The sequence below is a fragment of the Paenibacillus campi genome (assembly GCF_034659835.1).
Taxonomy (GTDB): Bacteria; Bacillota; Bacilli; order Paenibacillales; family Paenibacillaceae; genus Saccharibacillus; species Saccharibacillus campi.
Genome location: NZ_JAXSQZ010000008.1, coordinates 96,432 through 122,298, shown reverse-complemented (window position 1 = coordinate 122,298; position 25,867 = coordinate 96,432). Strand labels below are relative to the sequence as shown.

Below are 25,867 nucleotides of genomic sequence, written 5' to 3'. Positions count from 1 at the left end.
GTCATGTACACGGCAGTTCGAATGATGCCAATGAAATTATAATAGTTAAATTACAATACGATCTTTGCTCATACCGTTGCAGCTTCAAATACGGTCTGCGCTAGCTTGATGATATCCATCGATCCAAAAGGTTTGCAGCGGCTGTAACGATCCAATCACAATGCTTGGCGTACCAGTGTTCATGTAAACCTGTCGATGTACGGGCAGCTTTGGCTCATCAAAAAAGCGGAGCACATCCGTACTGTACATGTCGACACAAACTAGTAGCTTGTCTTAAATACATTTACAGTTTGTCGATCCAACAATCGCTTGGTGCTGAATCGATTTAGGGAAGTTTAAACGCAATTTTCATTTGATACAAGCTACTAGCACCTTGACTGCTTTCAATATTGGCTTTGAATCCACTATATGTCCTTATTTGTAGCAGTAATCTACACCTTTTTAAACGATATATTTAAAACGGTCAGCCTACTAGCAATCCATCATCACTACACTCCCGAAAGGATGCGACATCATGACAACACTTGGCAAAATCGGCGTGATTGCCGATGCATTCAAGCTCGATATTTGGGGAAATTTGCGCAAAGCGCGCGACGTTGGCGCAGACGGTGTGCAAATTTGGGCAACCGAAGGGATGATGCAGCCCGACAATCTCAACCGCGAACAGCGGCGTACATTGAAAACGTTTATACAGGAACTTGGTTTGGAAGTGTCTGCACTGTGTGCGGATTTTGGCGGGCACGGTTTTCGCCAAGAAATGGATAATGCTCGCAAAATCGAACAGTCCAAACAAATTATGACGCTAGCGCTAGAACTGGGCAGCCCGATTGTGACGACTCATATCGGCATCATACCGGAGCAGCCGAGTGATCCTGAATATGCGATTATGCAAAAAGCATGCAATGAACTCGCCTCTTTTGCCTCCAACCTGGGCGGTTATTTTGCAATCGAGACTGGGCCCGAACCGGCGGAACGGCTAAAAATTTTTCTCGATTCGCTCGATAACAAAGGGGTTGCTGTTAATTTTGATCCCGCCAATATGGTCATGGTCACCGGTGATGATCCAGTGCAAGGTGTGCACACACTGCGCGACTATATCGTGCATACCCATGTCAAAGACGGTATTCGTACAGCCGCAGTGAATCCGTATGATGTGTACGGCGATCTGAGCCATGCGCAAATTGCCGCCTTTGAAGACGGCAGTATCGGCTTTCGCGAAGTTGCACTCGGTGAAGGATCGGTCGATTTCCCCGCTTATTTTGCCGCATTACAGCAGATTGGCTACACCGGCTATTTAACGATTGAGCGCGAAGTTGGCAAGCAGCCTGAACACGATATTCGGCAAGCGGTAGAGTTTATTCGTCATTTTAAAAGCGCTGGTCAATAGCTATATTGCAGTTCAACATTGACGAATTCCAAATTGGCGAATCCAAAACAATGAATAAAATATTATCGTGTCATTTCAGCGGTCGAATCTGTGACATTTGACGTAAAATGAGCACGACGTACAGCATTGTCTAAGCAAATAAACGATAATGAACTGCTTAATAGACTGCTTGATACCGTTTGTTTACATCAGACTACGCTATACATACAGCTCATTTCATTTAAAACGTAATTGTTTCGACCGATAAAATGGCGAGTATAACTATAAGCGGTTGAAAATGTCCTACTGTTCCTACTCTCGACCACTCTTACAGCCAAAGCCGAATTTCACCATACAACCCGACTAATAAATACAAGGCAATGCCCCAAATCAACACCGCAGAGCTGCGATTCAACCAGCGGAGCCAGCGCCCTGTCGTGTCCAAGCGACCGATCGTCATCCCCGCAGCAGCCAACATGGTGAACCATAACCAGGAGACGACGATACACGTACAAGTAAATGCCCATCGCTCTGCCGCTTCATAACGCAATGAACTCGTACCGATCACCCCAATCGTATCAAGCAAAGCATGTGGATTAAGCAGTGACACCGACAAAGTAAAGCCAATTTGCCGTTTAGCATTCATCGGCATGCGGGCGGTGGCTGCATGTTCTGCTCCATCATTTTGCTTATGCTCAATTACCGCTTCAGCAGACGCTCGTACAGTCGCACTTTTCCACGTCACAGTGCCCATATATAACAAAAATACGACTCCCGCTCCCATCAACACCAGCTTTACAGCGGGCAGCCCCAGCACAAGCACCGACACCCCACCAACTGCAACGCTAATGAGCAATGTATCGCATAATCCAGCCGTAATGACAACAGGCAATACCGCTCGCCACCTGCGTTGAACGATTCCTTGCTGAAAAATAAACACATTTTGCACACCGAGCGGCAGGATCAGCCCTAACGCTAGCACTAAGGCATGCATCATTACACCAGCCATATGCTAGCCCTCCTTGTTGCGTACGGTTCGTTATATCAAAAACAGCTTTTACAATAAAAACGCTCTTACCTATCAAACTAATCATGAACCCAACTTTTTATAATGTCTTTCTATATCGCGTCATCGCTTTCTCTTTTACTAGCGACGTTAGTTAAACCCCCATTCCAAACAATTGTTATTCTTTTTCGTTCATAAAATTTGTAAAACCACTTAATTACCATATCTAAGAGAATATTTACGATAACTTCATTTTATAAACTTACTAATGAACGCCATTATTACATTTAATGTAATAATATACAATAAATATTATGAACCCAATTTTAAAATGCTCAAAACATCTTCGTAGCTGAGCCGATCTAAATGTGCCAATCTATTTCGAGCCCTATATAATAGATCAAATGTTTGTTGATCTTCCTTATTTCGAAAACCTTGTGTTTTAAAAAAATAATAATGCATATGACGTAATTCCATATCTTTTGGTTCGTTTATTTTTTTGCTAAATTCGTCTATCTGTGGAAGAATGGCAATCAAATTATTATAATAAATATCAATATATTTTTTTCTCATTCTTTCAATAATTGGAAAAACAACTTGGATTTGAGCCTCCCAAATAATAGAGTCGAGAAGATCAGGTGCTTCAACCCATTTCTGTGCAGTTTCATTGCTGGCGGACAAACGCTGGCATAAAGCATGAGGATAAACAAATAACTCACGTGTTGCGAGTGCTTCGCAAAATTCTGGATCATCTCCTGTAAGACGCGAAGCAATTTGCGTAATATAATGGCGTTCTGCATCAGATAATGTGGATTGATTAGCTACACAATTTGAAGCAAATAATTGCATATCGTAAGTGGAAATGTATTCTTTCCACTTGAATATAGCTATGCCTTTACGAGTAGAGTTCAATGGAACGTCTCCTCGATATGTCAAAATGATCAAGCCGCCAGACAATGGAGAATGTCTGGCGTATTCAACCGCAAAATCCAACCAATCTTTTTTCTTTTCGATTTGGCGTATAATAAGCACTCTACCTGTCAAAAGCTTATTCTTGGCAATGAACATAGCTTCTGAACTATCCATTGGATGATAATCTACATGCGGTGCGTATCGTTCTATGACGGCAGCGCTCATCTCATGTTGTGTGATCCAATCATTTGCAAAACTTTTTTCGACCAATAAGCTACTATCGGATTGCATCAATGCTTCCTCATACATTTGGAAGTAAGATTCCGTGTAGGGTGGCTCCTCTACAAGCAAAACACGATGACTCGTATGAGCAGCGATCGTATTATGCAAGTAGCGAGCAGCACCGGAAATATAATGCCACCATAGAGAGGCAATGTCCATAGTCAATCCGCTCCCACTTCACCATATTCAAACAAATGATTCCACACTTGTTCTTCATTACCGAGCATTTGGAAGAAACTGAATCGATTAAATACATACTGGTCAGTATCAGGAGTCTCTTTGCTAAAAATGTTTAATTCCTCCATTTCATCAAGCAAAGCCGTTACGTTTTGAATAGACATCTGATTGATTTTCTCAATACTAAATTCTTTACAAATATTCATAAATTCAATAACAGCAGCACCTTTTCCGATTCCATTTTCATAATAATGAACCGCTAGTACATTAGCCAAAATATCGTATAAATTGTCGCTGTCCAATTGCAAAGTAATCTGGAATTTTTCATCAATTTCAGCCAAAAATTCCGATTGTCCTAGCAATGTCTTGATATGCTTCTCGTCCAAAACATACGGCGGACAATGTGCCTCATTATAATTACTGTTTCGATAACTTTCAGCAATCGCTTCAATCAATTTCTGACAATAAAAATGAATAAGTCCTGGATAATAGTTCGTCTTAGCTAATATCAAACTAACTATATCTTCTCCATTTGCAGCAATACGGAATCCAAGATACTGTAAAGGACGCAACAACAAATCACGGGCATCAAGATATTTTAAAGGCCTAATTGTAATATGCCCCAAATGAGCGAGCACACTATTTTCACTCAACCGTTGCTTATTAAACCGCACGACGTCGCGAAGTCCAGCTAGCACGAATTTAAACTGATCATTATAGGCATCTTTTAACTCTTTAAGCATTTCAAGAGGTCGATAATCAACAGTTTCACAATCGGAAATAAAAGAATCTGCTTCATCAAGCAGTAACATCAACTTACGAATAGGTCGTTCTTGGTTGGCGAGTCGCTTTCGCAAGGCTGAGATCAATTCTTCCCATGTCTCATAGTACTGATCCAAAAGCATATTCCCACTAAGTTCTTCGTTAATTCTTTGAAGTGTCTGCTCAACACTTCTCTTTTTCAGATCGATAAAAATTGCATACTTCCCATTATCCGGATCATGATCCCTGTGCTTTATCTCTCTCAACAAAGCGGTCTTCCCCAATTGCCGCCCACCGTAAACAAATACTGGACCATTTGGATTTTGGATTTTCGCAAGTTCTTCTGTCCGTCCAATAAACATCTCTGAAGGGATAACACCTTCTGGGATATATGGCTGGATTTTGCTAGAAGGCAATGCTGTCATCAAAAAGGCATGTCCACGTTCAATCTGATTGTAGGCTGCCAAAAATAATGCCATAACACGATCGATAACCACAATTATGTCCGGAATTGCACGAAGTTTAATTTCCTTAGCAAAAGCTTGTCGTTGTGCCAGCGCCAAAGCATAATCTAAAATAACAATGGTTGCCGAACCATCATTGGCGCCCTTTTGTGCGATTTCGTCCAAAATATTCTTGGCTGTTCGCGTACCTGCCATCATAAGTACACGTAATCCCTTTTTCACCGCTCGAGTACCGAACGCTTCAAATGGATGAGGGTATTGCCCAAGCTTCGCATCTCTAGCTGCTGGAAATACATAATATTCATTATTATCTCGTCCAAGCTGCTTTTCAATTTTATTGATCTTAACGAATAAAAGTTGTTCCATAAAATCTTCCAGCTTCTGCTGTTGAGTTTTGTACCATGAGCGGATAAATTTATCAGCACTTATTGTATTGCGATTGGTTTGATTCGGAAACAACCATTTGCGTACAGACTGTTCATAAATTCGATATAAATCATCTCGTTTATGAATGTTACACATGTTGTACAACGTTTGATATTTTTCCAAAAATAGAGCATGAATGTCCCGATCATAGTAATCAATTGATGGAGTATCTTTTTGCCCATTAGTAGCCAACTGAACATAATCCTCTGCTACAGTCATATTACGCTTTTGCAACATACGTTCAATTTTTCCGATAATTGGCCACTGTCGTAAAACATCATCGTCACTATCAGCTTCGTCACGGTCTGGATCTGATAAAATATCTTGCCTAAGTTTCTCCAACCGATTTTGCATTGCCTCCATACGACTATTAGCATCTCTATGAATTTGATGCATGCATTCATCTAATAACAATTTATAGAAACCAGCATTTTCCGTTGTCTGTGCATGCTTTTCTGCCGCTTCTGACAGCCGGATATAAGCATACAATTCATCTTTGCTTGCCATCTGACCATAATTTTGTGCGCTTTCTACCGCAGTCATAAATTCTTCTTTATATTTAGTAAACTGCATATTTTTTTTCTTACGTGTTTCTTCAACCTTCGAATCGTTACTGTGCAAATGCAATGGCAATTGATCAGCGTGACGCTTTACAACTAGATCGTACATCCCTATATTATAAAAACGTAAATAGCGCTCAGCTGCACTTTCCCAATTATTTCGCTCTTGTGAGCAATGACAAAGTATACGTTCCCACATTCGATAACCTTCAATTGGAGGCAAGTCTTTAAGCCAAGGTTCGTGCAATACAGGTAAATATTTCATATCCAGTTCAATCAAACCAGTAAGCAATAATGATTCATAAAAAGGACTTGCTTGTTCTTCCGTTCCATCACTAAAAAAATCTCGAAGCTGACAAATAAGCATCTGAAGACAGCTTGTTCCCGCTCGCTCCTCTAAACTTGTTGGATCTTCAAGCTTATCAAGTGCATTATTTAATAGTTCCATTACTTTATCACATGTTTTATTGACTATTTCTGGTGATATATTAGTTGCTGCCTGCTTTACTTCTGATTGACAACGACAAATATAGCTTTGCAGTAAAGGCTCTACCGCTTCGCGAAGGCGGCTTCGCATGCGATTTCTTAGCCGACCAGTCAATGTATCATTTTTCATAGTAACAGACTTAAAACTCATATCTTGCCAATACTGATCAAGGAAAGCTTCTAACCTTACATCATGAGCACGAAGGTTAAGAAGTTCAAAATCAACATCCAAATCAGTATCAGTAAACTGTTGCGCAAAAGTACGCAACTCATCAAGCGGTATGCTAAATGCATTTTGTAGCTTATAGGTCAATACACCATTGTTTCCGTACAATTCAGTTACCATAGTATGGATTTTTGCATGGTTAATTTCAGATCGAATATTGCGTTGAAAAACAGTTTGCACTATTTGCTCATTTTGCAACTTGCACTGTTCCTGAGCATTAACCACTTCGATCTGTCGGGTGACTGCTCCGGATGTACAATATTTTATTCCAACATGATGACGATCAATAAAATTCCAGAAATAGCTAATTAGCTGTTTGATCGCAGGATGATTTTTAAGTACCTGACTGGAAAGGTCATCATTAATCTGGCGCCAACGGTTATTTAAGCGATGATCATTAACATTGTCCGGATCAAAGAAAATCCTGAGCCACATGGCTGTATTCAAATAGTCATTTAACGATCCTTCTCCTTCATTAAATGGCAAGCTTGCAGCAGTATCTACCAACGAAAACCAATCTTCATTCGATTTTAATGGATCCTCTAACACAAAAGATGCTTTTCTGCGCAATACATCGATATCTTCCGAATAATCAGCAACCGAATGCAATAATAACATTGCTTCAGCTTTTTTATTCTCAGTGAACATGGTAAGAGAAGTATTTATAACTTGAAGTAACACTTCTGGTTTAATTGGCTGTGGAGGTTCGGGTTCATCGATTTTTGTTTCCGAAATGATAGAATGTATTCCTTCTTGTATTCTTTCGTCCAATTCAGTAGTTGTCTCATTTGTTTCTAATACTAAAATGCGATTATTCTCCTGAAAAATAATATTATCAATTGACGGAAAGATTTGAACTTCTTTGACATCTTTACGCTCAATTGATTCATTAGAAGCCTCATCCTCAATGTTAAATTCCAAAGCCTTTTGCTCATTCTTTGATTTTTGAGTTTCTTCATTAAGTGCAAATGATTTTAATTGAAATAAAAAAGTTAGTACATCATTCCCCTCACTATCACCGATAAATAATAGTTCTTCATCGATAAATATGTAATAAACTAAAAAATCGCGCCTAGAAAATTTGCTCGCCAAAAATTGACCTGACGCTTCAGAAGAAACAGCAATCAAAGCTATAGGACTGTTAGATTGAACTAAAGTTTCTGAAATACGCGCCAAATCTTGCTCATAGTATAACAACTCCAATATGCCTGGAATAAAAACAACCGTTTTTCCTTGTTGAGATTTAATAATTCGATGTGGGAAAGGAGTAGCACTTGTTGAAGTAATACTGATTTCTTCTACTGCCTTTTCAAGGTTATCAAAAACCTGATCAAGAAACTTCAATCTAGTTATTGTGGTTATAACAATGTCGGATTCCAATCGAATCAAGTCTTCCGACATACGAAATTTTAATTTAAAGCTAGATTGTATTAGTTTCCTACTAGTTTCCTTGCGAAAAGCCCCAGTACCATACTCAGTAAGTGCATAATAAATATCAGAATCTTCATCTATAGTAATGTGATATTCTGCAAAATATCCTTTTTGAACCAACTTTTGGAGTACTAATTGATATTGTTCATTTGTCGCTTCTATCTGATCGTTCCACCACTTTGGTTCTGACTTCTTAAGCAATTGAAGTGAAATCATTCCAAAATGACACGTATAACCCATCAAAAATGCAGGGATTATTGGACTAACTCCCATGTTTCTAATATCTCCTTCAAATTGCTTTGCGGAGAAGTAGTTTTTATTAATCCGCTTTTCTTGTACAGTATATTTCGCTTGACTAAAATCCATACATATTCCTTGAGGAATACTCGATAGATTTGTAGTGTCAAACTTCAAATCATTCACTATAATCTTGCTACTGTTTAAGTGATTATTTTGTTTACTCTGTAGTAATTCATCAGCAATCGATTTTGTTAAATCATCCGGCCAAAATAACCATTTATTTGCAAGTGCTTCACGAGTTCCATAACTAATTTCACGCGTAATCCTCCGATAGGTTTCTTGCTTATCCTCTAATTCATTAGGTTCGCGTACCAAACTAACTACAATTGAATAAATCTCTGTAGTGTTAATTAGCTCCTCACCATCAAACTCCTGTAGGAACTTTCGTACTCTATCTTGCTGCACTATAAAATCTTCTGCTATCTCTTCATTTTTACATTTAAGAAGGTTAAACAATCGTATAGATTCCTTGGCTGCTTCCAGTCGAGTAGCAAGCGAATGAGAGCGCTCTAGTTCGTTTATTAATGACGTAATCTCCATTATTGTGGAAGGTTGGTTTTTGATTGGTGATAGTATTGCCAGACACTCATCCTGCAAGTTTAGAACAATTTTCATCGCGTCGATAAGGCTATTGCTATTCTCAACGGATAATAGTTGACCGGATTTTACAAGCATTGTCAGCTCATTTAAGTATAAATCGATATTGTTTCGTCCCTGAACCATTTGCTCAAAAATCGTCTTCACGTTTTCTGGAAAAACCATATCAGCTCACCCCTTTTAAAATTTTCTGGAATTTTAAACAATGTAAATCATCCATAAAAATCACTTATAAGTAATGACATACCATGTAATATAAAATTTTCCTACAACGGATAATTCGGCAATTTACTTAGCTATTCCTGCTTATACAGAAAAATCTGCAAAATAAGTTGATGAAAGAACAGCCTAATATGATAAGTATAATTTATATTATTTTCCATTTCATCGATATAATTTGAATCATCCATCAAAAAGCGCTTTAATAGTATATAAGAAGCTTAATATTTCCCTGATCAATGCCAGAAAACATATTATCGATATGATTTTGCCCGCAAGGAGGCTGAAAAATCTGTGAAAAAATGGTCTTACCTGCTTATTTTGCTCGGCATCGTTGTGCTGATTTATCCGCAAGCTTCCGAGTGGTATGCCGATTGGCAGCAGGAACGATTGCTTGCCCAAGCCGAGCAAAGTGAGCAATCGGTACATCCGGTCGCCAAAAATAATTTAAATAATGAATATTCACGTGTAAATGCTCTACTTAATGAGGGGGCGGCTGCCGATAATAAAGATAGCGGCGATGACACCGCTACTCAGGGCGATATTATCGGCATCATTACGATTCCGGTTATCGATGTGAAGCTGCCGATTATCGAAGGAGCGACACGCGACAATATGCGTAGCGCTGCCGTGCACATTTCCGAGACGAGTCCGCTTGGCACGATCGGCAATTTTGCAGTTGCTGCCCATCGCGCACACAAATACGGACGATTGTTCAATCGTCTGGGAGAAGTGAAACTTGGCGATGTGATCCAGATCGAAGCGCAAGGACGTATGTACACGTATACGGTTGATCATATTCAGATTGTAGAGCCGACCGATGTAGCGGTACTGAATGCAAATGGCAAAGAGCAGGAGCTGACGCTCGTTACGTGTGATCCGCTCATCAATCCGACCCATCGCCTCATTGTGCATGCTCATCGTACCGATCATCAAAGTTAATTTCGTCAATCAGGACTAAAGTATTATTCATTTCGCGTATTTTGATAAATAGGGCTTGTTATTTCGTTCAAAAGTGCTATTATAGTTAATATAGTAACTCAGTGACTTTAGTATTATTAAATCGCCAATTTCAATAAACATGAATGTATATATTGTTGACATCGTATACACCCGTACACATCGCATCGCTTGAATGAATAGTCAAAGCTTTTGCACGATAATGGCAAACCTGTTGAAAAGCAGGGACGCAAAGCTAAAGGGCCTTACTCATTAATGAATGAGTTGGCAGCCAGCTACCGAATGGATAAGCTTTTTTTGTACGCTATAATTACCAATTTTTATAAAACTTAGACGATAATGGCAAAACTATTGAAAGATAGTGACGCAAAGCTAAAGGGCCTTACTTGCTTCTCACAAGTTGGCAGCCAGCTACCGAAAGGAGTTTTACCCATGAAAAAACTCGTACTTGCTTGCTCCCTTGCTGTATCCTTCTTGTTCGGCGCAACAACTTCTGTATTTGCAGCTGAAACTAACTCCAGCTCCGAATGGCTCGACACTTCGAATATGACTAGCGGCTATATCGCTGTTAAATATACTCCTGCTTCATCGGCACGCACTAAAGTAATGATCGCTAAAAGCGGCACAACTTACACTTACGATTTGAACGCTGTTAGTGCAGCATCGACTTTCCCATTGCAACTTGGTAACGGTACTTATGAAGTTACCCTGCTTGAGAACACATCCGGTAACAGCTATCGCAAAGTAAGCTCGGATTCGCTGAATGTAACACTGAGCAACCCAAACAGCGTCTACCTCGCTTCCACTCAAAACATCAACTGGGAAAATAGCTCGGCTGTCATCGCTAAAGCGCGTGAGCTGACTGCGAATGCAACAACAGACACTGAAAAAGCACAAGCGATCTACGATTACATCACGTCCAAAGTAAAATACGACTACAATCTGGCTGCAGCACTGCCAGCGGTATATGTTCCAAATCCTGCTCAAACATTGACTTCGAACAAAGGTATCTGCTATGACTACTCCTCCCTGAATGCAGCTATGCTGCGCAGCGTAGGCATCCCAACCAAGCTGGATATGGGAACTTCGACAAAAGTTAAAGAATACCATGCTTGGAACGAAGTATTGCTGAACGGCAAATGGGTTGTTGTTGACACTACGGTTGATGCAACAGTGAAACAAAGCGGCAAAAAAACAACACTGGCAGCAAACGCTAGCGACTACAAAGCAGTAAAAGTATACTAATTCATGCACTGGTTAATGTTCGATCATCATAGCAAAAAAGGGTACTGCTCATTCAAGCAGTACCCTTTTTTTGTTTTATACTAGCGTATAATTACACAACTTTAATCGGTTTAAACTTCGGGGTAATTCCCGTTCTGTTTGCCGCGTGGATCGGAATACACATCTTCTTCCTCCGGTTTTGGCTTGTTCAACTCGCCACCCATCGCTTTTAGAAAATGCAACCCAAATGTCATCGTCGTACGCACATCAGGATCACGCATCATTTTTAGCAATGCCAGCATGCCAGGCGGCTCTTTATCGATATGATCACCGTATTGGCGATTGGTCGGATCGATCTCGCTAATCTGACCGAGGCTGTTGCCGAGTGCATGAATGAGACGGTTCATTTCGAGCGGATCGATACTGCCAAACATCTCCACCATCGTTAACAGATTGCGCACAAGTGGCGGGATATTCAGCGTATTGATCAGCTTCACGCCATGCATACCTAGCTCGGTGCGGTTTTCTAGGGCAGCGCTGGCGATATCGAGCATCCCGGCATCGTTTAATTCCTTCACAATTCCGATCGTTTTCAAAATCGCTTCTTTGTTGCTAGCAAGCGCATCGATAATTTGACCAAGCGATTCGGCTTGCAGCTCTGCTGCGGTCGGTTCATGGCGTTCAATGCGGTTAATGGCTCTGGCCATACTGGGCACGCTCCTTCCGTATCGTATCGGCAATCGGCTCGTAATCTTCACGCTTCCATTTGTCATCTACCCGGACGCTTAGCTGTGGACGGCGCTGGGCAAAACGATGATTTACCTGTGGCAATGGCGATATACCGCGATCTTCCAGCACTTCCATCCGTACCGAAATTTCCTTATAGCTTGGCGTATGGGTAACTTTATCGGTCTCGCTACTTGTCAGTCGATTGACCGCTTCGCTCGCCTGTTGCGTATTCATCGGTAAGTACAGCTCTTTGCCTCTCACTCGATCCGTGACGACGACCGACAATTTGACCGCTCCAAACGGCGATATGAGGCGCACTTTTGCACCTGTTTCGATCCCACGCTCGGCAGCCAATTCTGGCGACACTTCCAACCAAGTCGATGGCACTTTATGACGGATAGACTCCGATTGATAAGTCATATTGCCTTCATGGAAATGCTCTAACAAACGTCCATTGTTTAAATGCAGATCATATTCGGCTGCTGGCTCATACGGCAATGTCCAGTCGACTGGATACAAACGTGCTTTACCATTCGGGAACGCAAAACCATCAGTATACAATAGCTCGGTACTGCTACCGTCCGGTTTTACCGGCCATAGTTGACTGTTCCAGCCTTCCAACCGCTCGTAACTTACACCGGCGAACATTGGCGCAAGACTTGCCGCTTCCGCCATAATTTCAGATGGATGACGATAATTCCAGCCTGCACCCAGTGCATTCGCCACATCTTGAATAATGCGCCAGTCTGGACGCGAATCGGCAAGCGGTTCGAACACTTGATGAAAACGCTGAATCCGGCGCTCGGTATTCGTAAATGTGCCTTCTTTTTCCAAACTTGGTGAAGCTGGCAAGATCACATCGGCAAATTGTGCTGTACGCGAGAAGAAAATGTCCTGTACGACAAAAAAGTCCAGCTTACCAAACATCTCCTCCACAAAATTAGAATTGGAATCGACAAATGCCATCTCCTCACCAAACAGATACATCCCTTTAACTCGACCATCTTGAATCGCATCAACCATCTGATGATTATCCAGCCCTGGCTGATCCGGCAGCTTCACGCCCCATGCTTGTTCATAACGGCTGCGCACAGCCTCATCGCTTACCTTTTCATAACCTGGGAAGAAATTCGGCATCGTGCCAAAATCACATGCCCCTTGCACATTGTTATGACCACGCAGCGGATAAGCGCCTGTACCCGGACGCATAAAATTGCCTGTCGTCAGCAGCAAATTACAAATCGCGGTCGATGTGTCCGTACCGCCGCGATGCTGAGTCACACCCATCGCCCACAAAATACATGTACTGCCAGATTGATGAATCATTTCGGCGGTGCGAATGAGTTCGGCGCGTGACAGTCCTGATTTCTCCGCAGCATATTCCAGCGTATACGGAGCGAGCGATGCGCGATAAGCGTCAAAACCTTCCACATGTTGATCTAGAAACTCGCGCTGTTCCCAGCCTTGATCGATAATATATTTGGTAACGGCTGACAGCCAGACGAGATCAGAACCAGGATGCGGATGCAAATGCAGATCAGCACGTTCTGCCATTTCATTTTTACGAATATCCGATACGATCAGCTTTTGTCCGTGCAGCTTATGGGCACGTTTTACACGTGTTGCCAGTACGGGATGTGATTCTGCCGGATTCGCGCCAACGATCAGTACGAGTTCGGCTTGCTCGATATCGTGAATCGTGCCGGAGTCACCGCCCATACCGACAGTACGCATCAGACCAGATGTCGCTGGTGACTGACAATAGCGCGAACAGTTATCTACATTGTTCGTGCCCATAATCGAACGGGCAAACTTTTGGAAAATGTAATTTTCTTCATTCGAGCATTTGGACGATGCGATATAAGCGAGCGCATCGGCTCCATGTTGATCGCGAATGCCGCCCAGCTTGTTAGCGATGAGCGCTAACGCCTCCCCCCATGAAGCTTCTACAAAACGATCTCCTTGCCGAATAAGCGGAGTGGTCAGACGTTGTTCACTGTTGACAAAATCCCAGCCCCATTTGCCTTTAATACAGGTGGACACGCCATTGACCGGCGCATCGACAGACGGCTCGATTTTCAAAATATCGCGCCCTTTTGTCCACACTTCAAAGCTACAGCCTACGCCGCAATACGTGCAGACGGTTTTCGTTTTCTGAATACGCGATTTACGCATCGATGCTTCCATCTCGGACACTTGAAAAATGCTGGAGTAACCTGGTTCGACCGCTTTGGTCAGCTCAATGAGCGGCTCCATCAAACGGCTGTCAATATCGGTCATAAAGCCTGCTTCGCCTAGCATCGACGTTTCCATGAGCGCATTACACGGACAGACTGTCACGCAATGCCCGCAAGAGACACATGACGATTCGTCGATCGGCACATCATCATCCCAAACGACACGCGGTTGCTCACGGCTCCAATCGATCGACAGCGTTTCATTCACTTGCAAATCCTGGCATGCTTCCACACAACGTCCACACAAAATGCATTGATCCGGGTCATAACGATAAAATGGATTCGTATTGTCGATCTCATATGGCTTTTTACGAAACGGATAACTTTGATGCTCGATCCCGAGCCGCTCGGTCGTATTGTGTACGACACAGTTTCCGTTATTGTTGTCACAGACCGTACAATACAGCTCATGATTACGCAAAATACGGGACATGGACTCCTGCTGTGCCGCTTTCACCTGATCGGTCTGTGTTGATATGCGCATCCCTTGCCTTACTTCAGTGCTGCAACCGCGCACAAGCTCGCCATCCACTTCAACCATACACGTATCGCACGTATTGATCGGACCAAGCTGCTCATTATAACAAATTTGCGGGATGTACAGCTCTGGCACTTGATTGACCGCTTGCACGATCATCATGCCCGGATGAGCGACAACCGAACGTCCATCTACTTCAATCGTCCACGTTTCATTGGAATCCATTTTTGTCATGTCGGTTCACCTCTGCTCTGCAAAATAAGTTCATCGTTTGCAATCGATCTGTGTAGCGGAATAACGCTTCATTTGCTTCATTTGCTTCATTTGCTTCATTTGCTTCATTTGCTTCATAGCGATGTTATACGATTCCGCCTATACGGTCATCGGCAAGCTAACCGCTATTCACCTGAAGCGAGTGTTTCGCTTCATTCAGTTTGCGGTTTTTGTAACTAACAACGTCTATGTTACCGCTACCTACTTGCCGTTATTGAACAAGCGCCCCACCCTATTACGCAAACCAAGTTCCATTTCAACTTTATTTTAATTTTGATTGTGTACTGCCATCGTGATCAATAACAACTTGAACTCGCTTTAAAACTTAAATTAATCTCGGGCAAGGTACTACTAGCTTGTCTCAAATACATTGACGGTTTGTCGATCTAACCATTGCTTGATGATGAATAGGTTAAGGTACATTCAAACACAATTTCCACTTGAGACAGACTACTACAAGCGAATGACAAGCGAATATATAGCAGCATTGCTCATAGATACGTATATCGATACGGGTAGGGATACACTTTTACAAGAACGGCTTTTTGAAATTTATTACCCCGTTTGTTTAAAAGTAAGCAGTTTACCGGTAACAATTATTATTTATGTAGTTACATATTCAAGCTTGCTATGTCGTTTGCTTTAGCTATGCTTATCTTTATACTTCAATTATGCTTATCGTTACATGTATCGCTATTTCGGTATAGTCCTACCAGTAAAAACTGCTTTGGCGCTTCATTTGTTATCGTTTGAACGTACATTTTCGTATCCATTTGCATGCGTCCATACTTTTTTTAAAAAAATGGGGCAATTTAAATTTTAACTATAATCAATTGAGCATTATTTCACCGATATAATATTAAATAAAAGCAGCATGAATGCGAGCTCATTCAGGTATATACACAACTTCATAGAATCATGCTTTGCTATTGTTCATTATGTATCAGGGGGAAATGAAGATGAGCAAACAAAAGAATTACATCATGCTGTACATTTCGGCAGCAATTTTGGTCATTTCGCTGTTGATACATTTTTTGGCTCGACAAGTGCATCTTTTTGGTGACATGCACGGACATAATGATGCTAGCATGATGATGCAAACGAGTCCGCAGGCACTTAACTTTATGTTATTGCTTCCAGTCGTCATGCTAATTATCGCGTACTGGATGTATGCACGACGCCCTGCTGATCCAAAGGTCGCTATTTTTAACACGTTATCGATGGTATTTAGCAGCATGTCGATGGTTGCCGGTGGAAATGGGGATGTCGTATTCCACTTTTCTATTTTTATGGTCATCGCTATTTTATGCTTTTATGAAAATGTACGTCTGATTACGCTGGCGACATTGTTATTTACGGTGCAGCATCTGGTAGGCTTTTTTTGGCTTCCACATCTTGTATTTGGCACGGATACATATTTGCTTGGTATGTTGGTTGTGCATGCGTTTTTTCTTGTATGTACATCGACCGCAGTCAGTATCCAAATCATTACAAATCAACGTTACAAACATAATATTCAGCAACAACAGCGCCAAGAACGACAGCGCATTATCGATTCGTTAACACAGCGCCTCAATGAAGTGGTGAGCGGCATTGTAAAAGGCTCATCGGAGTTGATGCATATCGCATCTTCAGCCGCCTTGTACGGAGACGATATGAATACGCGCATTAGCAATGTTGCCAAAGGTTCCGTTCTGCAACAAGATCAGGCAAGTCAGGCGATGGAAGCGGTAGCGCACAACAATCAGCAGCTTGCACACATTACGGAAGCGATCGATCTCGTGTTAAAACGGTCAGACGAAACCGATCACTTTACCGAAAAAAGCAATACGATTTTGCAGCAATTGAATCGGGAAATGGAATTGTTGTTAACAGCGGTTCAGCAATCGCGAGCGCATATTCGCGCTTTGCAGCAGCATTCGTTACATATTTCGCAAATTACTGGTTTTATTCAGGAAATTGCCGCGCAGACGCAATTGCTTGCCCTGAATGCATCGATTGAATCCGCGCGCGCAGGGGATGCAGGACGCGGCTTCGCTGTTGTTGCGCAAGAAATTCAAAAGCTCGCTCATCTGTCCGCTAATTCCGCTGCACAAATCACCTCCTTCCTGTCCGAAATGACAGCGGAGACGATTCGCTCTGCCGATTCAATGGAAGAAGTGAATACACGGCTGGATGCTGGCGTAGAAGCGACCGAACAAACGCGCCAAACATTGGAGCATATTTGGAAGCATAGTGCAGATGTGAAGCAAGGGGTGCAGCATATTTTACAGTCTAGCCAGCTTGTTTCGGACTCCTCCCGTCATATTTCCAGTTCGGTTGCACAAATATCCAATATCGCGACGGTGTTTTCGCAAAATTCGCTTGAAGCGCAAGGAACCGCTCAAAATCAGCATGATTGCAACCAAGAAGCGATTCGGGTCGCACACTCGCTTACCGCAGCTTCAGATGGTTTGAAAAGAGTAATTCATCAGCTTCGAACAGAATAAGCAGACAGCGATCTCCATTCGTTCGCCCCTTCGAGTCAAGTGCTTTACATCATTCCTTTTTCGGAGTAACGTTAAAGGATGGGCTTGCTGCCAGGCAGTGACCGACAAGGAGGTTTGATTCGATGGAAGCTTCACATTACAGCCATTCTAGCTCACGCATTTTGATCGTAACTGCGGTACTTGCCGAATATGAGGCGATACGCCGCGTCATGTCTTCACATACAGCAGATCGTGTCGATCTGCATATCGCCGGCGTCGGGCCGGCAACAGCAGCAGCCAGTACTGCCGCTTATCTGGCGACACGAAGCGATCGTTATCGGCTCATCATTAGTGCAGGCATTGGCGGTGGTTTTGCACCCCATGCGCCGATTGGCAGCATCGTGCTTGCCGACCGCATCATCGCCGCCGATCTCGGCTCTGAAACACCGGAACAGGGCTTTATATCGGTAGATGAGCTAGGCTTTGGTCGCTCGGTGATCCAGGCGAATCGCGGGTATACCGAGCGCGCTGCCGCCGTACTGCAAGCATCGAATATACCGATACATGTCGGTGCTGTGCTGACCGTATCCACTACAACGGGTTCGGCATCTACAACAGCGGCGCTGTTACGACGGATTCCGGATGCGGCAGCAGAAGGGATGGAAGGCTTCGGCGTTGCCAGTGCTGCGCAGCTATTTCATATACCGATTATGGAGCTGCGTGCAATCTCCAACCTTGTAGGGCCGCGTGATCGTGATCGCTGGCAAATCGCTGATGCGCTACAATCACTTGGGCAAGCAACCCGTATGTTAACGGAGGTGCTCTAAATGAAAATCGCTTTTTCTCCATGTCCAAACGATACGTTTGTATTTCACGCTTGGGTACACGGTCTGATCGACGGTGCGCCCGAGCTGGAAGTCACGTATGCGGATATCGATATTACTAATAACTGGGCGGCATCCGGCGCAGGGCCGGAAGTGCTCAAAATTTCCTATGCCGCGCTGCCGTGGGTGTTGGAAGATTACGCACTGATCCCGTGCGGTGGCGCACTAGGTCGCGGTTGCGGCCCACTCGTGCTTACCGCTAATCCGGAAGCGCGCGACGCTTCCGCACTGTCCGGCAAGCGTGTTGCTGTACCGAGCGAGCGCTCTACCGCCTACTTGCTGTTCCGACTATGGGCAGCGCAAAATGTACCCGGCGGGATTGGTGAAGTGGTCGTTATGCCATTTGACCAAATTATGCCGGCTGTACGTGACGGACAGATCGATGCCGGGCTTGTGATTCATGAAGCCAGGTTTACGTATCCAAACTATGGGCTCACATTGCTGCAAGATATGGGCAGTTGGTGGGAGCAAGATACCGGGCTGCCCATTCCACTCGGTGCGATTATCGCCCGCCGTTCGCTTGATCGTGAACAGATTGCGAATTGGGCGCGTGCTTCGGTCGAATACGCTTGGCAACATCCGCAAGCATCACGCGACTATGTGCTGGAACATGCGCAGGAGATGGACACTGATGTTGCCGACTCGCATATTGAACTGTATGTCAACGAATTTACACGCGAGTTAGGCGAGGACGGTTATCATGCGATCGAAGCGCTGCTCGGTCGTGCCGCGAGTGCAGGGCTTGTGCCAAAATTCGATCTCAGCTTGCTGCGTAAATAATGAGTGTACGCATTCAGCGACTATGTTATACGCAAACAGCCTTCCCACGAAGCTTTAACTTCTGATGGGAAGGCTGTCTGCATTACCGCACTGTAAATGGCGAATCGCTGTTATCGTTTACAATGTTGAGGAGCAGATTTTCCTCTATCCGACACTGATGTTTCCTATCCTGCCGATCGGTAACGTTACAACGAGCAAAACAGGGAGGATCATACGTATAGGGATAATTCCATTCATTATAGATGGATCATTTTTCTTTTTCTCGTTTAATAAGGTGAAATAGTTTGCCAAAGTGGGTAATGATCCTGTATACTGGCAATGTAAGTATACACTTTGGGCGCAACACAAATAGCCCCTTTTGCCGAAGGGACTGTAACGTTGCATCTGTATTCTCTTATTAGGAGGTGAATCCTCATGGCACAAGGCGTACTTTGTGAAGTTAACTCCTGCACTCACTGGGCAGAGCAAAACAAATGCACTGCTGAAACGATCTTTGTTGTTAGCCACGCTAAACAAGAAGCGACTGAAGCACAAGAAACAGATTGTCAAACATTCGAAAAGAAATAAGCTTGATTGAGAGAAGGGACTTTGCCGAGTTCCTTCTTTCTTTTTATATTCTATCAACAATGATTATTATTATCAAGAGGTTTTGCAAAATTGTTGAGAAAAGATTGAGAATATTTAAAACTCCCGTCATAGCAGCGTTGTATGCGTACATATACATGTCTACTCGATCATTATACTTTATAAAAATAAGGACAGCCTGCGAAAATTGCGGCTGTCCTTGCTGTTTATTGAGAATCATCGTCAAGCTATTCGTATTCTCCTAGCATGTTAAGACGGCTATAACAATAAGGAGCTTGATGCTTTGTGCTTCTTATAGCTGTTTTGTATGTTTGCTACTTACAATACTATAAATAGGGATGGATACAATCAATCTCCTATACACAAATAGTTATAAATAAGCTTTAAAACTTACGTTTTGAATATTTATTAGCATCAATTAATTCAATATGTAATTTTTTAATATATAAAAATTACGATATGTTTAATAAAATTGTATATCATTATTATAATTTGGGTAAAATATATAAAGAACCATATTGAATTATTTACTTATAAATCATTGGAAAAGAGGAGAAAAAACATGACATCATTTAAGTATCAACTTGAGAAAAAAGAGCCTCGTACAGGCCCAGGCGGCATTACACGAGGTGCATCCGTTCGTGACTTTCCGGCTTCGATCGGTATCGCAGGTGTATCCATGCGCTTGGAACCAGGTGGGATGCGTGAACTTCACTGGCATGCGAATGCGGCAGAGTGGGCATATGTCATCAGTGGCTCCTGCCGTACTACAGTCATTCATCCGGATGGTCAGGCGTATACGGATACATTTGGACCGGGTGATGTGTGGTACTTTCCACGTGGATTCGGTCACTCTATTCAAGGGCTTGGACCGGATGAATGTCACTTTATTTTGATTTTTGATAATGGCGATTTCTCCGAGGATCATACTTTCAGTATTACCGACTTTTTGACGCAGACACCGAACAATATTGTTGCACAAAATCTCGGTATTACAGAAGAACAAGCGGCAAATTTATATCAAGGTGAAGCTTATTTTGTCAAAGGACCAGTTCCAGATGACAGTTCAATGGATGCTACGTATCGGCAGCATTCAGAATTGATAACTAAGCACCGTTACCCACTTCTCGCCAAGCAACCTAAACGTGCACCAGGTGGAGGCACACAGCGTACGGTAACTGTGGAAGATTTCCCAATCTCGACAACAATGGCGGGTTCGCTGCTCGAAATACAACCTGGCGCGATGCGTGAGCTGCACTGGCATCCCAATGCCGATGAATGGCAATATTACATTAGTGGACAAGCTGAAGTGATGGTGTTTTTGGCTGAAGGCAATGCGGTCACCGAGCAATTTGAAACGGGGGATGTAGGTTATGTACCAATGGGTGCAGGTCACTATATCAAAAATACCGGTGATGACGTATGCCGCATTCTGATCGGATTTAATAGCGGACACTATGAAGCGATTGATATGAGTGAATGGTTGGGCGGCAATCCAGACGATGTATTGTCCACGAATCTGCATATATCAAGAGAAGAAGTACAGCAGCTTCCCAAACACAGCCTATTTATGGTACCTGACACGCACAAGCAGGAATAGGGAGATTGAGAAACGAACAGATTACATCTACAACAAACAACGTTGTGAATAAGCCTATACTATGCAGACTAATCCTCACAATGGAAAAGAGGTTAGGCGATGACTTCAACTCCGCATTCCGTGAGTGAGCGAAAACAAGAACAATATACGATTGAACGATTAGAGCCGGGGCTTTCCCGGCTTTTCTTATCCTGCATGTTGGTGCTATTCTCGGGCTATATTGATTCCATTGGCTATTTGCAGATGGGGAAAGTGTATCTTTCGTTTATGAGCGGGAACAGTACCAAGCTTGGTATTGCTTTGTTTCAAGGAGAGTATGCCACGATCATTCATATCGGTCTTGTCATTTTGCTGTTTGTCACAGGTGCATTTTTGGGGACACTCATTACGGATCAATTTGTTAAAAACAAGGTGGCTGTCATACTCGGCGTGGAAGTTTTGCTATTTATTAGCGCGATTATACTGGAACTACTTCATCAGCAGCAGGAAGTTCTTTTCCCGATTGCAATCGCTATGGGGATGCAAAACACATTGCATCAGATGGTATCGCATGTGGACGTAGGGAAAGGATTTGTTTCTGGCGTACTTTTTGGCGTTGGGCAAGCATTGGCGAAGTGTTTGCGGAGGAAAGCAGCAGCAGCAGAGTCGTTCATACTCGCTTTATCCTGGTTTGCGTTTGTAATAGGTGCAGCGCTAGGAGCCTGGTCGTTATTTTACACAAGTCTGCTAGCGGTCTTGATCATTTCTGTCTTTTTTTTAATTGTATTGATTCCTTATGTTTTGTATATGCAGCGTCAGCTGACTTGATGGGCAATGATACCGCTAAATCTGTACGCATGATTGCGCGATCGAGCGCTGAAGTACAGACGCTGCTGGATGACTTTCTATTGAATGATTTAACAAAAGAGCCGGACATCTTTAAATCTAAGAAGTCCGGCTCTGCATATATTAGGAGGATTTTATGTCTTGAAGCTAATTAAAGTCTGTAGATGATTGTACATAAAATGCAATACCTATACTTCGATTGGCTTAGCTAAGCTTAAATTTGGATACGGATTGTGCCAGACCTTCGATATCTTGTTTGGACAGGTCGAGTTGCTCGCTTACACGATTCGTTTGCTGTACGATATCATCCGTTTTGGCTGCGATCAGACCGGTTCCTTGTGCGCCTTGATCGGCTGCGACGGAGATTTCATGAATCGTTTTGACAACATCACCTACTGAAGCAAGCAGCTGCTCTGACGTTGTACTCAAGTCACCAGCAATCGAATCAATTTCCTGTGCACTCGTTGCATAATGCTCGGCAGAAGCGAGCATCATCCGATAATCTTTCCAAATATTCGTATCAAACAACTGCAACAAATGGTTTGAATGCGATGACAAATTGTTCACCGAGCTAGTAACGATACCGGTAATTTCGTTAATGCGGTCAGCAGCTTGTTTGGAATCGTACGCCAGCTTGCTAATCTCACTTGCCACAACAGCAAAACCTCGTCCTGCATCGCCAGCACGTGCCGCTTCAATACTGGCATTTAGCGACAATAGATTCGTTTGGGCAGCAATATCAATAATGGAAGATACGAGCAAACGAATCTGTTCCACCGACTTAGAATCTTCCAACGCTTGCAGCAAATTCTCGCTAGCTACTTTAAATGTTTGCTCACTGTCGGCGTAGGATGCTTTGAATTGAAGCGCCAGCTCGGCGGCACGACCGGTCAATTGATCAGCCGCCACTGCACCTTGCTGCGCTTTGGAAGCAACCGAATCGACAGCAGCTTCCATCTCATTGGAAGTCGCATTCATTTCCTGTGTTGATGCTGCCGTTTCTTCCATACCGGCAGACAATTGCTCGGTCGTTGACGAAATATCGTGCATCGCTGTGCTCAATGTGTTCATTTCATATTCGACTAGTTGAATTTTCGTTTGCAAATTGGCGCTCTTTTCAATCACTTCGCTAAATGTTAAGCGGAACTGTTTGCGCGCTTCGCCAAGCGCTTTGAAAATGGTCGCAAATTCATCGTTTTGCGATAAATACGGGGTGAATTTGTCCACATATACGAGATCAAATCTGGACGTGCGTTCGATTAGATCGAGTGTATCTTTGGTGCGTCTGCGCACATTCAGCATGACGAACCAAATGATAACTGCCGATATGATCGCTGCCGATATTAGTTGCACCAGTGTAAGTACATACATGCGACTTTTTAAAGCGGTGCTATCGTCCAGCACGTTGTTTGTATACTGCTCTACAATCGCTTCAATGCCTGCCATATCTGCCCGGGCAGCATTAAATTGCGCATCTGCATTTGTGTTGCTGTTCAGTTTGCGCTCATTGATATTAAACTCTTGTTGCCAGGCGGTATAGTTGCTTATAAAAGCATCGATCAGTTCAAGCAGCGTTTTGCCGCTTTTGGGGTCTTTGTAATCGGACAGCACATGCTGTTGTGCTATGATAATCGCTTTGACAGTTTGCATCCGATCTTGTACTTGCTTGGTATTTTCAGTATAGTACGTCGTTTGTTCTTGGATTTCCTGTTCATTGGATGTGCTTAACAGCTTCATCTGGGCGATCATAGCTTGATAATAATCACGATCCGCATTAAGCACAAGATAATCGATGCGATAGGCATTGCCATAAATCGAAGAAACGAGTTGATTTTCCATCATATTCAGATTGCGTACGGACAGGATGGACAAAATGATCAGCGCACTCATCAGTACGATGACCGGGACTAACATTTTGATAGTAAGGCTCCAGTTGTTCATATTAAGCAATTTCATAGTACATCCTCCTGGTAATAAATTTCATAGGCTATACGATAATGAGCGCAGATACTGAGACCATTGGCGTAACATTGATGAGTGCATGGTAAAGCCATATAACATATACACAGCAGCATGCTTCATATGTACGTTGTTCCTCGAAAAACGAGATAACTGTTTGCTCAATACAAATACGTTGAACAGTGCTTGCAAAGTATCATTATTACGTCTGCCCGAGCGACAACGATCTTTTATGAACAGCCGGTTGTTATGTACCCATTCGTTCATGTTATCCACGTCTACAATTACCTCGGTTACTTATTTAGCGCCTCTTTATATATCGGTAAAATGACGCTAATATTTATGACTTCATTGTTCAAATTTAAACAATTCAGCAAAAATAGTTACTATAAAGTCAGTTTTTTTATTAAATACAACTAGCACTGATACGCTTACAAAATGTGCTGACACTACGCTTTGTTTGCAACGATGTATGAATAGCAGCAATTTCATATACAGACACAACTTATTTCCTTTACCCAAAATCAGCCGTTCACTCTGTACCGTAACCAACAGCAAAAGACCACCTCCCATTGCTCAAGTGGTCTTTGCTTCGTGTTTGCATAAGTAATTTAAAATGGAAAACTGTCCTTGTATGTGCTGCTTATGGATGGATCATATGTCCGGATAGTGGGATATTCAGCTCCTGAATGCCTGCTGCAATTAGCCCGGCAATTTTGACAGCACCTTGCTCTTGAAAATGCGTATTGTCTTGCACACCGTTCGGGAAGGCGGAATATTCGCCTGGGGCAACGTGCAGGAAGATCGATTTGGTGCCTTCAACTCCAGTTTCATTGTACAACGCTACACTACGAGCATTCAGATCGATCAACAGCGTATTCGTTTCCGCTGCTACTTGTTTCATCGCCTGTACATAGTCGGGAAAGCTTGGATTGAATTGCCCGGTTGACGCATTATAATCACGACGCGATACCGGCGTCACCAAAATCGGGGTTGCGCCTTTGCTATGCGCACGGTCGATATACGTTTTCAAATATTGGCGGTAATCATTAACCGGTGTGTAACGCTCCGGCTTGGAAAAATCGGCATCATTATGTCCAAACTGTACCATCAAATAATCACCAGGCTGTAACAGCGATACAATCGTATCCAATCTGCCTTGTTCAATAAAAGAACGCGAGCTGCGTCCGCCGATCGCGCGATTGCTAAACTGTACCCCATCATCAAAATAACCGGCGATCATTTGCCCCCAACCTGCCTGCGGACGTTGGGCAGATCGATACGTCTGTACTGTTGAATCGCCTGCCAAATAAACGACCGGAATACGCGCTCCATCTGTTGACGCCCCTTCATTCGCTGCTGTATCGTTGTTAGCGGTAGCGGTTTGCATGCCTGCTACTGTCCCACTGCTGCACCATATGCCGACTAGCAACAATAGCGCTATCCATCCATTCGATACGATACGTACATTCCGACTCATCTTCTATCCCATCCCTTCCTCCTCATAATTGAAGCGCTTACATATTGATCATATCGACTTCCCGTCAAATAAGAAAAGCTATAAAACCGTGTCCATTGTTTAAAATTCAGTGTTATGTATAAAAGTTGCCGAATTATACTACGCGTCTTCCGCAATATTGTACCGGATCGT

16 protein-coding genes and 2 riboswitches are annotated in these 25,867 nt (G+C 43.0%); of the genes, 9 read left to right on the top strand and 7 right to left on the bottom strand.

Annotated features, from left to right (window positions below):
- The first annotated feature begins 514 nt into the window (after positions 1-514).
- Positions 515-1,387 carry a sugar phosphate isomerase/epimerase family protein gene (locus U1I11_RS17690; RefSeq protein ID WP_322907453.1) on the top strand — a complete coding sequence of 291 codons (873 nt, stop codon included), beginning with the start codon at positions 515-517 and terminating at the stop codon, positions 1,385-1,387.
- 307 nt (positions 1,388-1,694) lie between these two features.
- On the opposite strand, the gene U1I11_RS17685 is transcribed toward U1I11_RS17690, so the two are convergent.
- From U1I11_RS17685 to U1I11_RS17675, 3 genes are all read right to left on the bottom strand, one after another.
- The gene (locus tag U1I11_RS17685; protein ID WP_322907452.1) at positions 1,695-2,375 is read right to left on the bottom strand and encodes a LysE/ArgO family amino acid transporter; all 681 of its coding nucleotides are present in this window, start codon (positions 2,373-2,375) and stop codon (positions 1,695-1,697) included.
- 309 nt (positions 2,376-2,684) lie between these two features.
- Entirely contained in the window at positions 2,685-3,725 is a 1,041-nt protein-coding gene (locus U1I11_RS17680) for a hypothetical protein (RefSeq protein WP_322907451.1), read from the bottom strand.
- A 2-nt stretch (positions 3,726-3,727) separates the two neighbouring features.
- The gene (locus tag U1I11_RS17675) at positions 3,728-9,160 is read right to left on the bottom strand and encodes an ATP-binding protein (RefSeq protein WP_322907450.1); all 5,433 of its coding nucleotides are present in this window, start codon (positions 9,158-9,160) and stop codon (positions 3,728-3,730) included.
- Positions 9,161-9,508: 348 nt separating this feature from the next.
- On the opposite strand from U1I11_RS17675, the gene U1I11_RS17670 reads away from it, so the two are divergent.
- Both U1I11_RS17670 and U1I11_RS17665 read left to right on the top strand, forming a co-directional pair.
- On the top strand, positions 9,509-10,156 hold the full coding sequence (locus U1I11_RS17670; RefSeq protein ID WP_322907449.1) for a class D sortase: 648 nt from the start codon (positions 9,509-9,511) through the stop codon (positions 10,154-10,156).
- Between the two features lie 212 nt (positions 10,157-10,368).
- Positions 10,369-10,457: riboswitch (cyclic di-GMP riboswitch) on the top strand.
- 48 nt (positions 10,458-10,505) lie between these two features.
- Positions 10,506-10,593: riboswitch (cyclic di-GMP riboswitch) on the top strand.
- Between the two features lie 13 nt (positions 10,594-10,606).
- On the top strand, positions 10,607-11,419 hold the full coding sequence (locus U1I11_RS17665; RefSeq protein WP_322907448.1) for a transglutaminase-like domain-containing protein: 813 nt from the start codon (positions 10,607-10,609) through the stop codon (positions 11,417-11,419).
- A 110-nt stretch (positions 11,420-11,529) separates the two neighbouring features.
- Here the strand turns inward: U1I11_RS17665 and U1I11_RS17660 are convergent, their stop codons facing one another.
- Both U1I11_RS17660 and fdhF read right to left on the bottom strand, forming a co-directional pair.
- A complete protein-coding gene (locus tag U1I11_RS17660) occupies positions 11,530-12,105 on the bottom strand; it encodes a helical membrane plugin domain-containing protein (RefSeq protein ID WP_322907447.1) in 576 nt (191 codons plus the stop codon).
- Positions 12,089-15,067 carry a formate dehydrogenase subunit alpha gene (gene fdhF / locus U1I11_RS17655; protein WP_416235634.1) on the bottom strand — a complete coding sequence of 993 codons (2,979 nt, stop codon included), beginning with the start codon at positions 15,065-15,067 and terminating at the stop codon, positions 12,089-12,091. Before fdhF ends, U1I11_RS17660 begins: the two co-directional genes overlap by 17 nt.
- A 1,007-nt stretch (positions 15,068-16,074) precedes the next feature.
- On the opposite strand from fdhF, the gene U1I11_RS17650 reads away from it, so the two are divergent.
- The 6 genes from U1I11_RS17650 (at position 16,075) to U1I11_RS17625 (ending at position 22,239) form a co-directional block, all read left to right on the top strand.
- Positions 16,075-17,604 carry a methyl-accepting chemotaxis protein gene (locus tag U1I11_RS17650; RefSeq protein WP_322907445.1) on the top strand — a complete coding sequence of 510 codons (1,530 nt, stop codon included), beginning with the start codon at positions 16,075-16,077 and terminating at the stop codon, positions 17,602-17,604.
- Between the two features lie 122 nt (positions 17,605-17,726).
- Positions 17,727-18,410, top strand: coding sequence for a futalosine hydrolase (locus tag U1I11_RS17645; protein WP_322907444.1), 684 nt, complete (start codon positions 17,727-17,729; stop codon positions 18,408-18,410).
- Complete coding sequence (locus U1I11_RS17640; RefSeq protein WP_322907443.1) at positions 18,411-19,247, top strand: 1,4-dihydroxy-6-naphtoate synthase; 837 nt, start codon at positions 18,411-18,413, stop codon at positions 19,245-19,247.
- A 414-nt stretch (positions 19,248-19,661) separates the two neighbouring features.
- A complete protein-coding gene (locus U1I11_RS17635) occupies positions 19,662-19,814 on the top strand; it encodes a DUF1540 domain-containing protein (protein WP_322907442.1) in 153 nt (50 codons plus the stop codon).
- 580 nt (positions 19,815-20,394) lie between these two features.
- On the top strand, positions 20,395-21,432 hold the full coding sequence (locus tag U1I11_RS17630; RefSeq protein WP_322907441.1) for a cupin domain-containing protein: 1,038 nt from the start codon (positions 20,395-20,397) through the stop codon (positions 21,430-21,432).
- A 99-nt stretch (positions 21,433-21,531) separates the two neighbouring features.
- Positions 21,532-22,239: a YoaK family protein gene (locus U1I11_RS17625; RefSeq protein ID WP_322907440.1), complete on the top strand. Its 708-nt coding sequence runs from the start codon at positions 21,532-21,534 to the stop codon at positions 22,237-22,239.
- A gap of 222 nt (positions 22,240-22,461) precedes the next feature.
- Here the strand turns inward: U1I11_RS17625 and U1I11_RS17620 are convergent, their stop codons facing one another.
- Positions 22,462-24,213 (bottom strand): methyl-accepting chemotaxis protein, encoded by a 1,752-nt coding sequence (locus tag U1I11_RS17620; protein ID WP_322907439.1) that lies wholly within the window; start codon positions 24,211-24,213, stop codon positions 22,462-22,464.
- A 646-nt stretch (positions 24,214-24,859) separates the two neighbouring features.
- Entirely contained in the window at positions 24,860-25,696 is an 837-nt protein-coding gene (locus tag U1I11_RS17615; protein ID WP_322907438.1) for a rhamnogalacturonan acetylesterase, read from the bottom strand.
- Positions 25,697-25,867 lie beyond the last annotated feature (171 nt).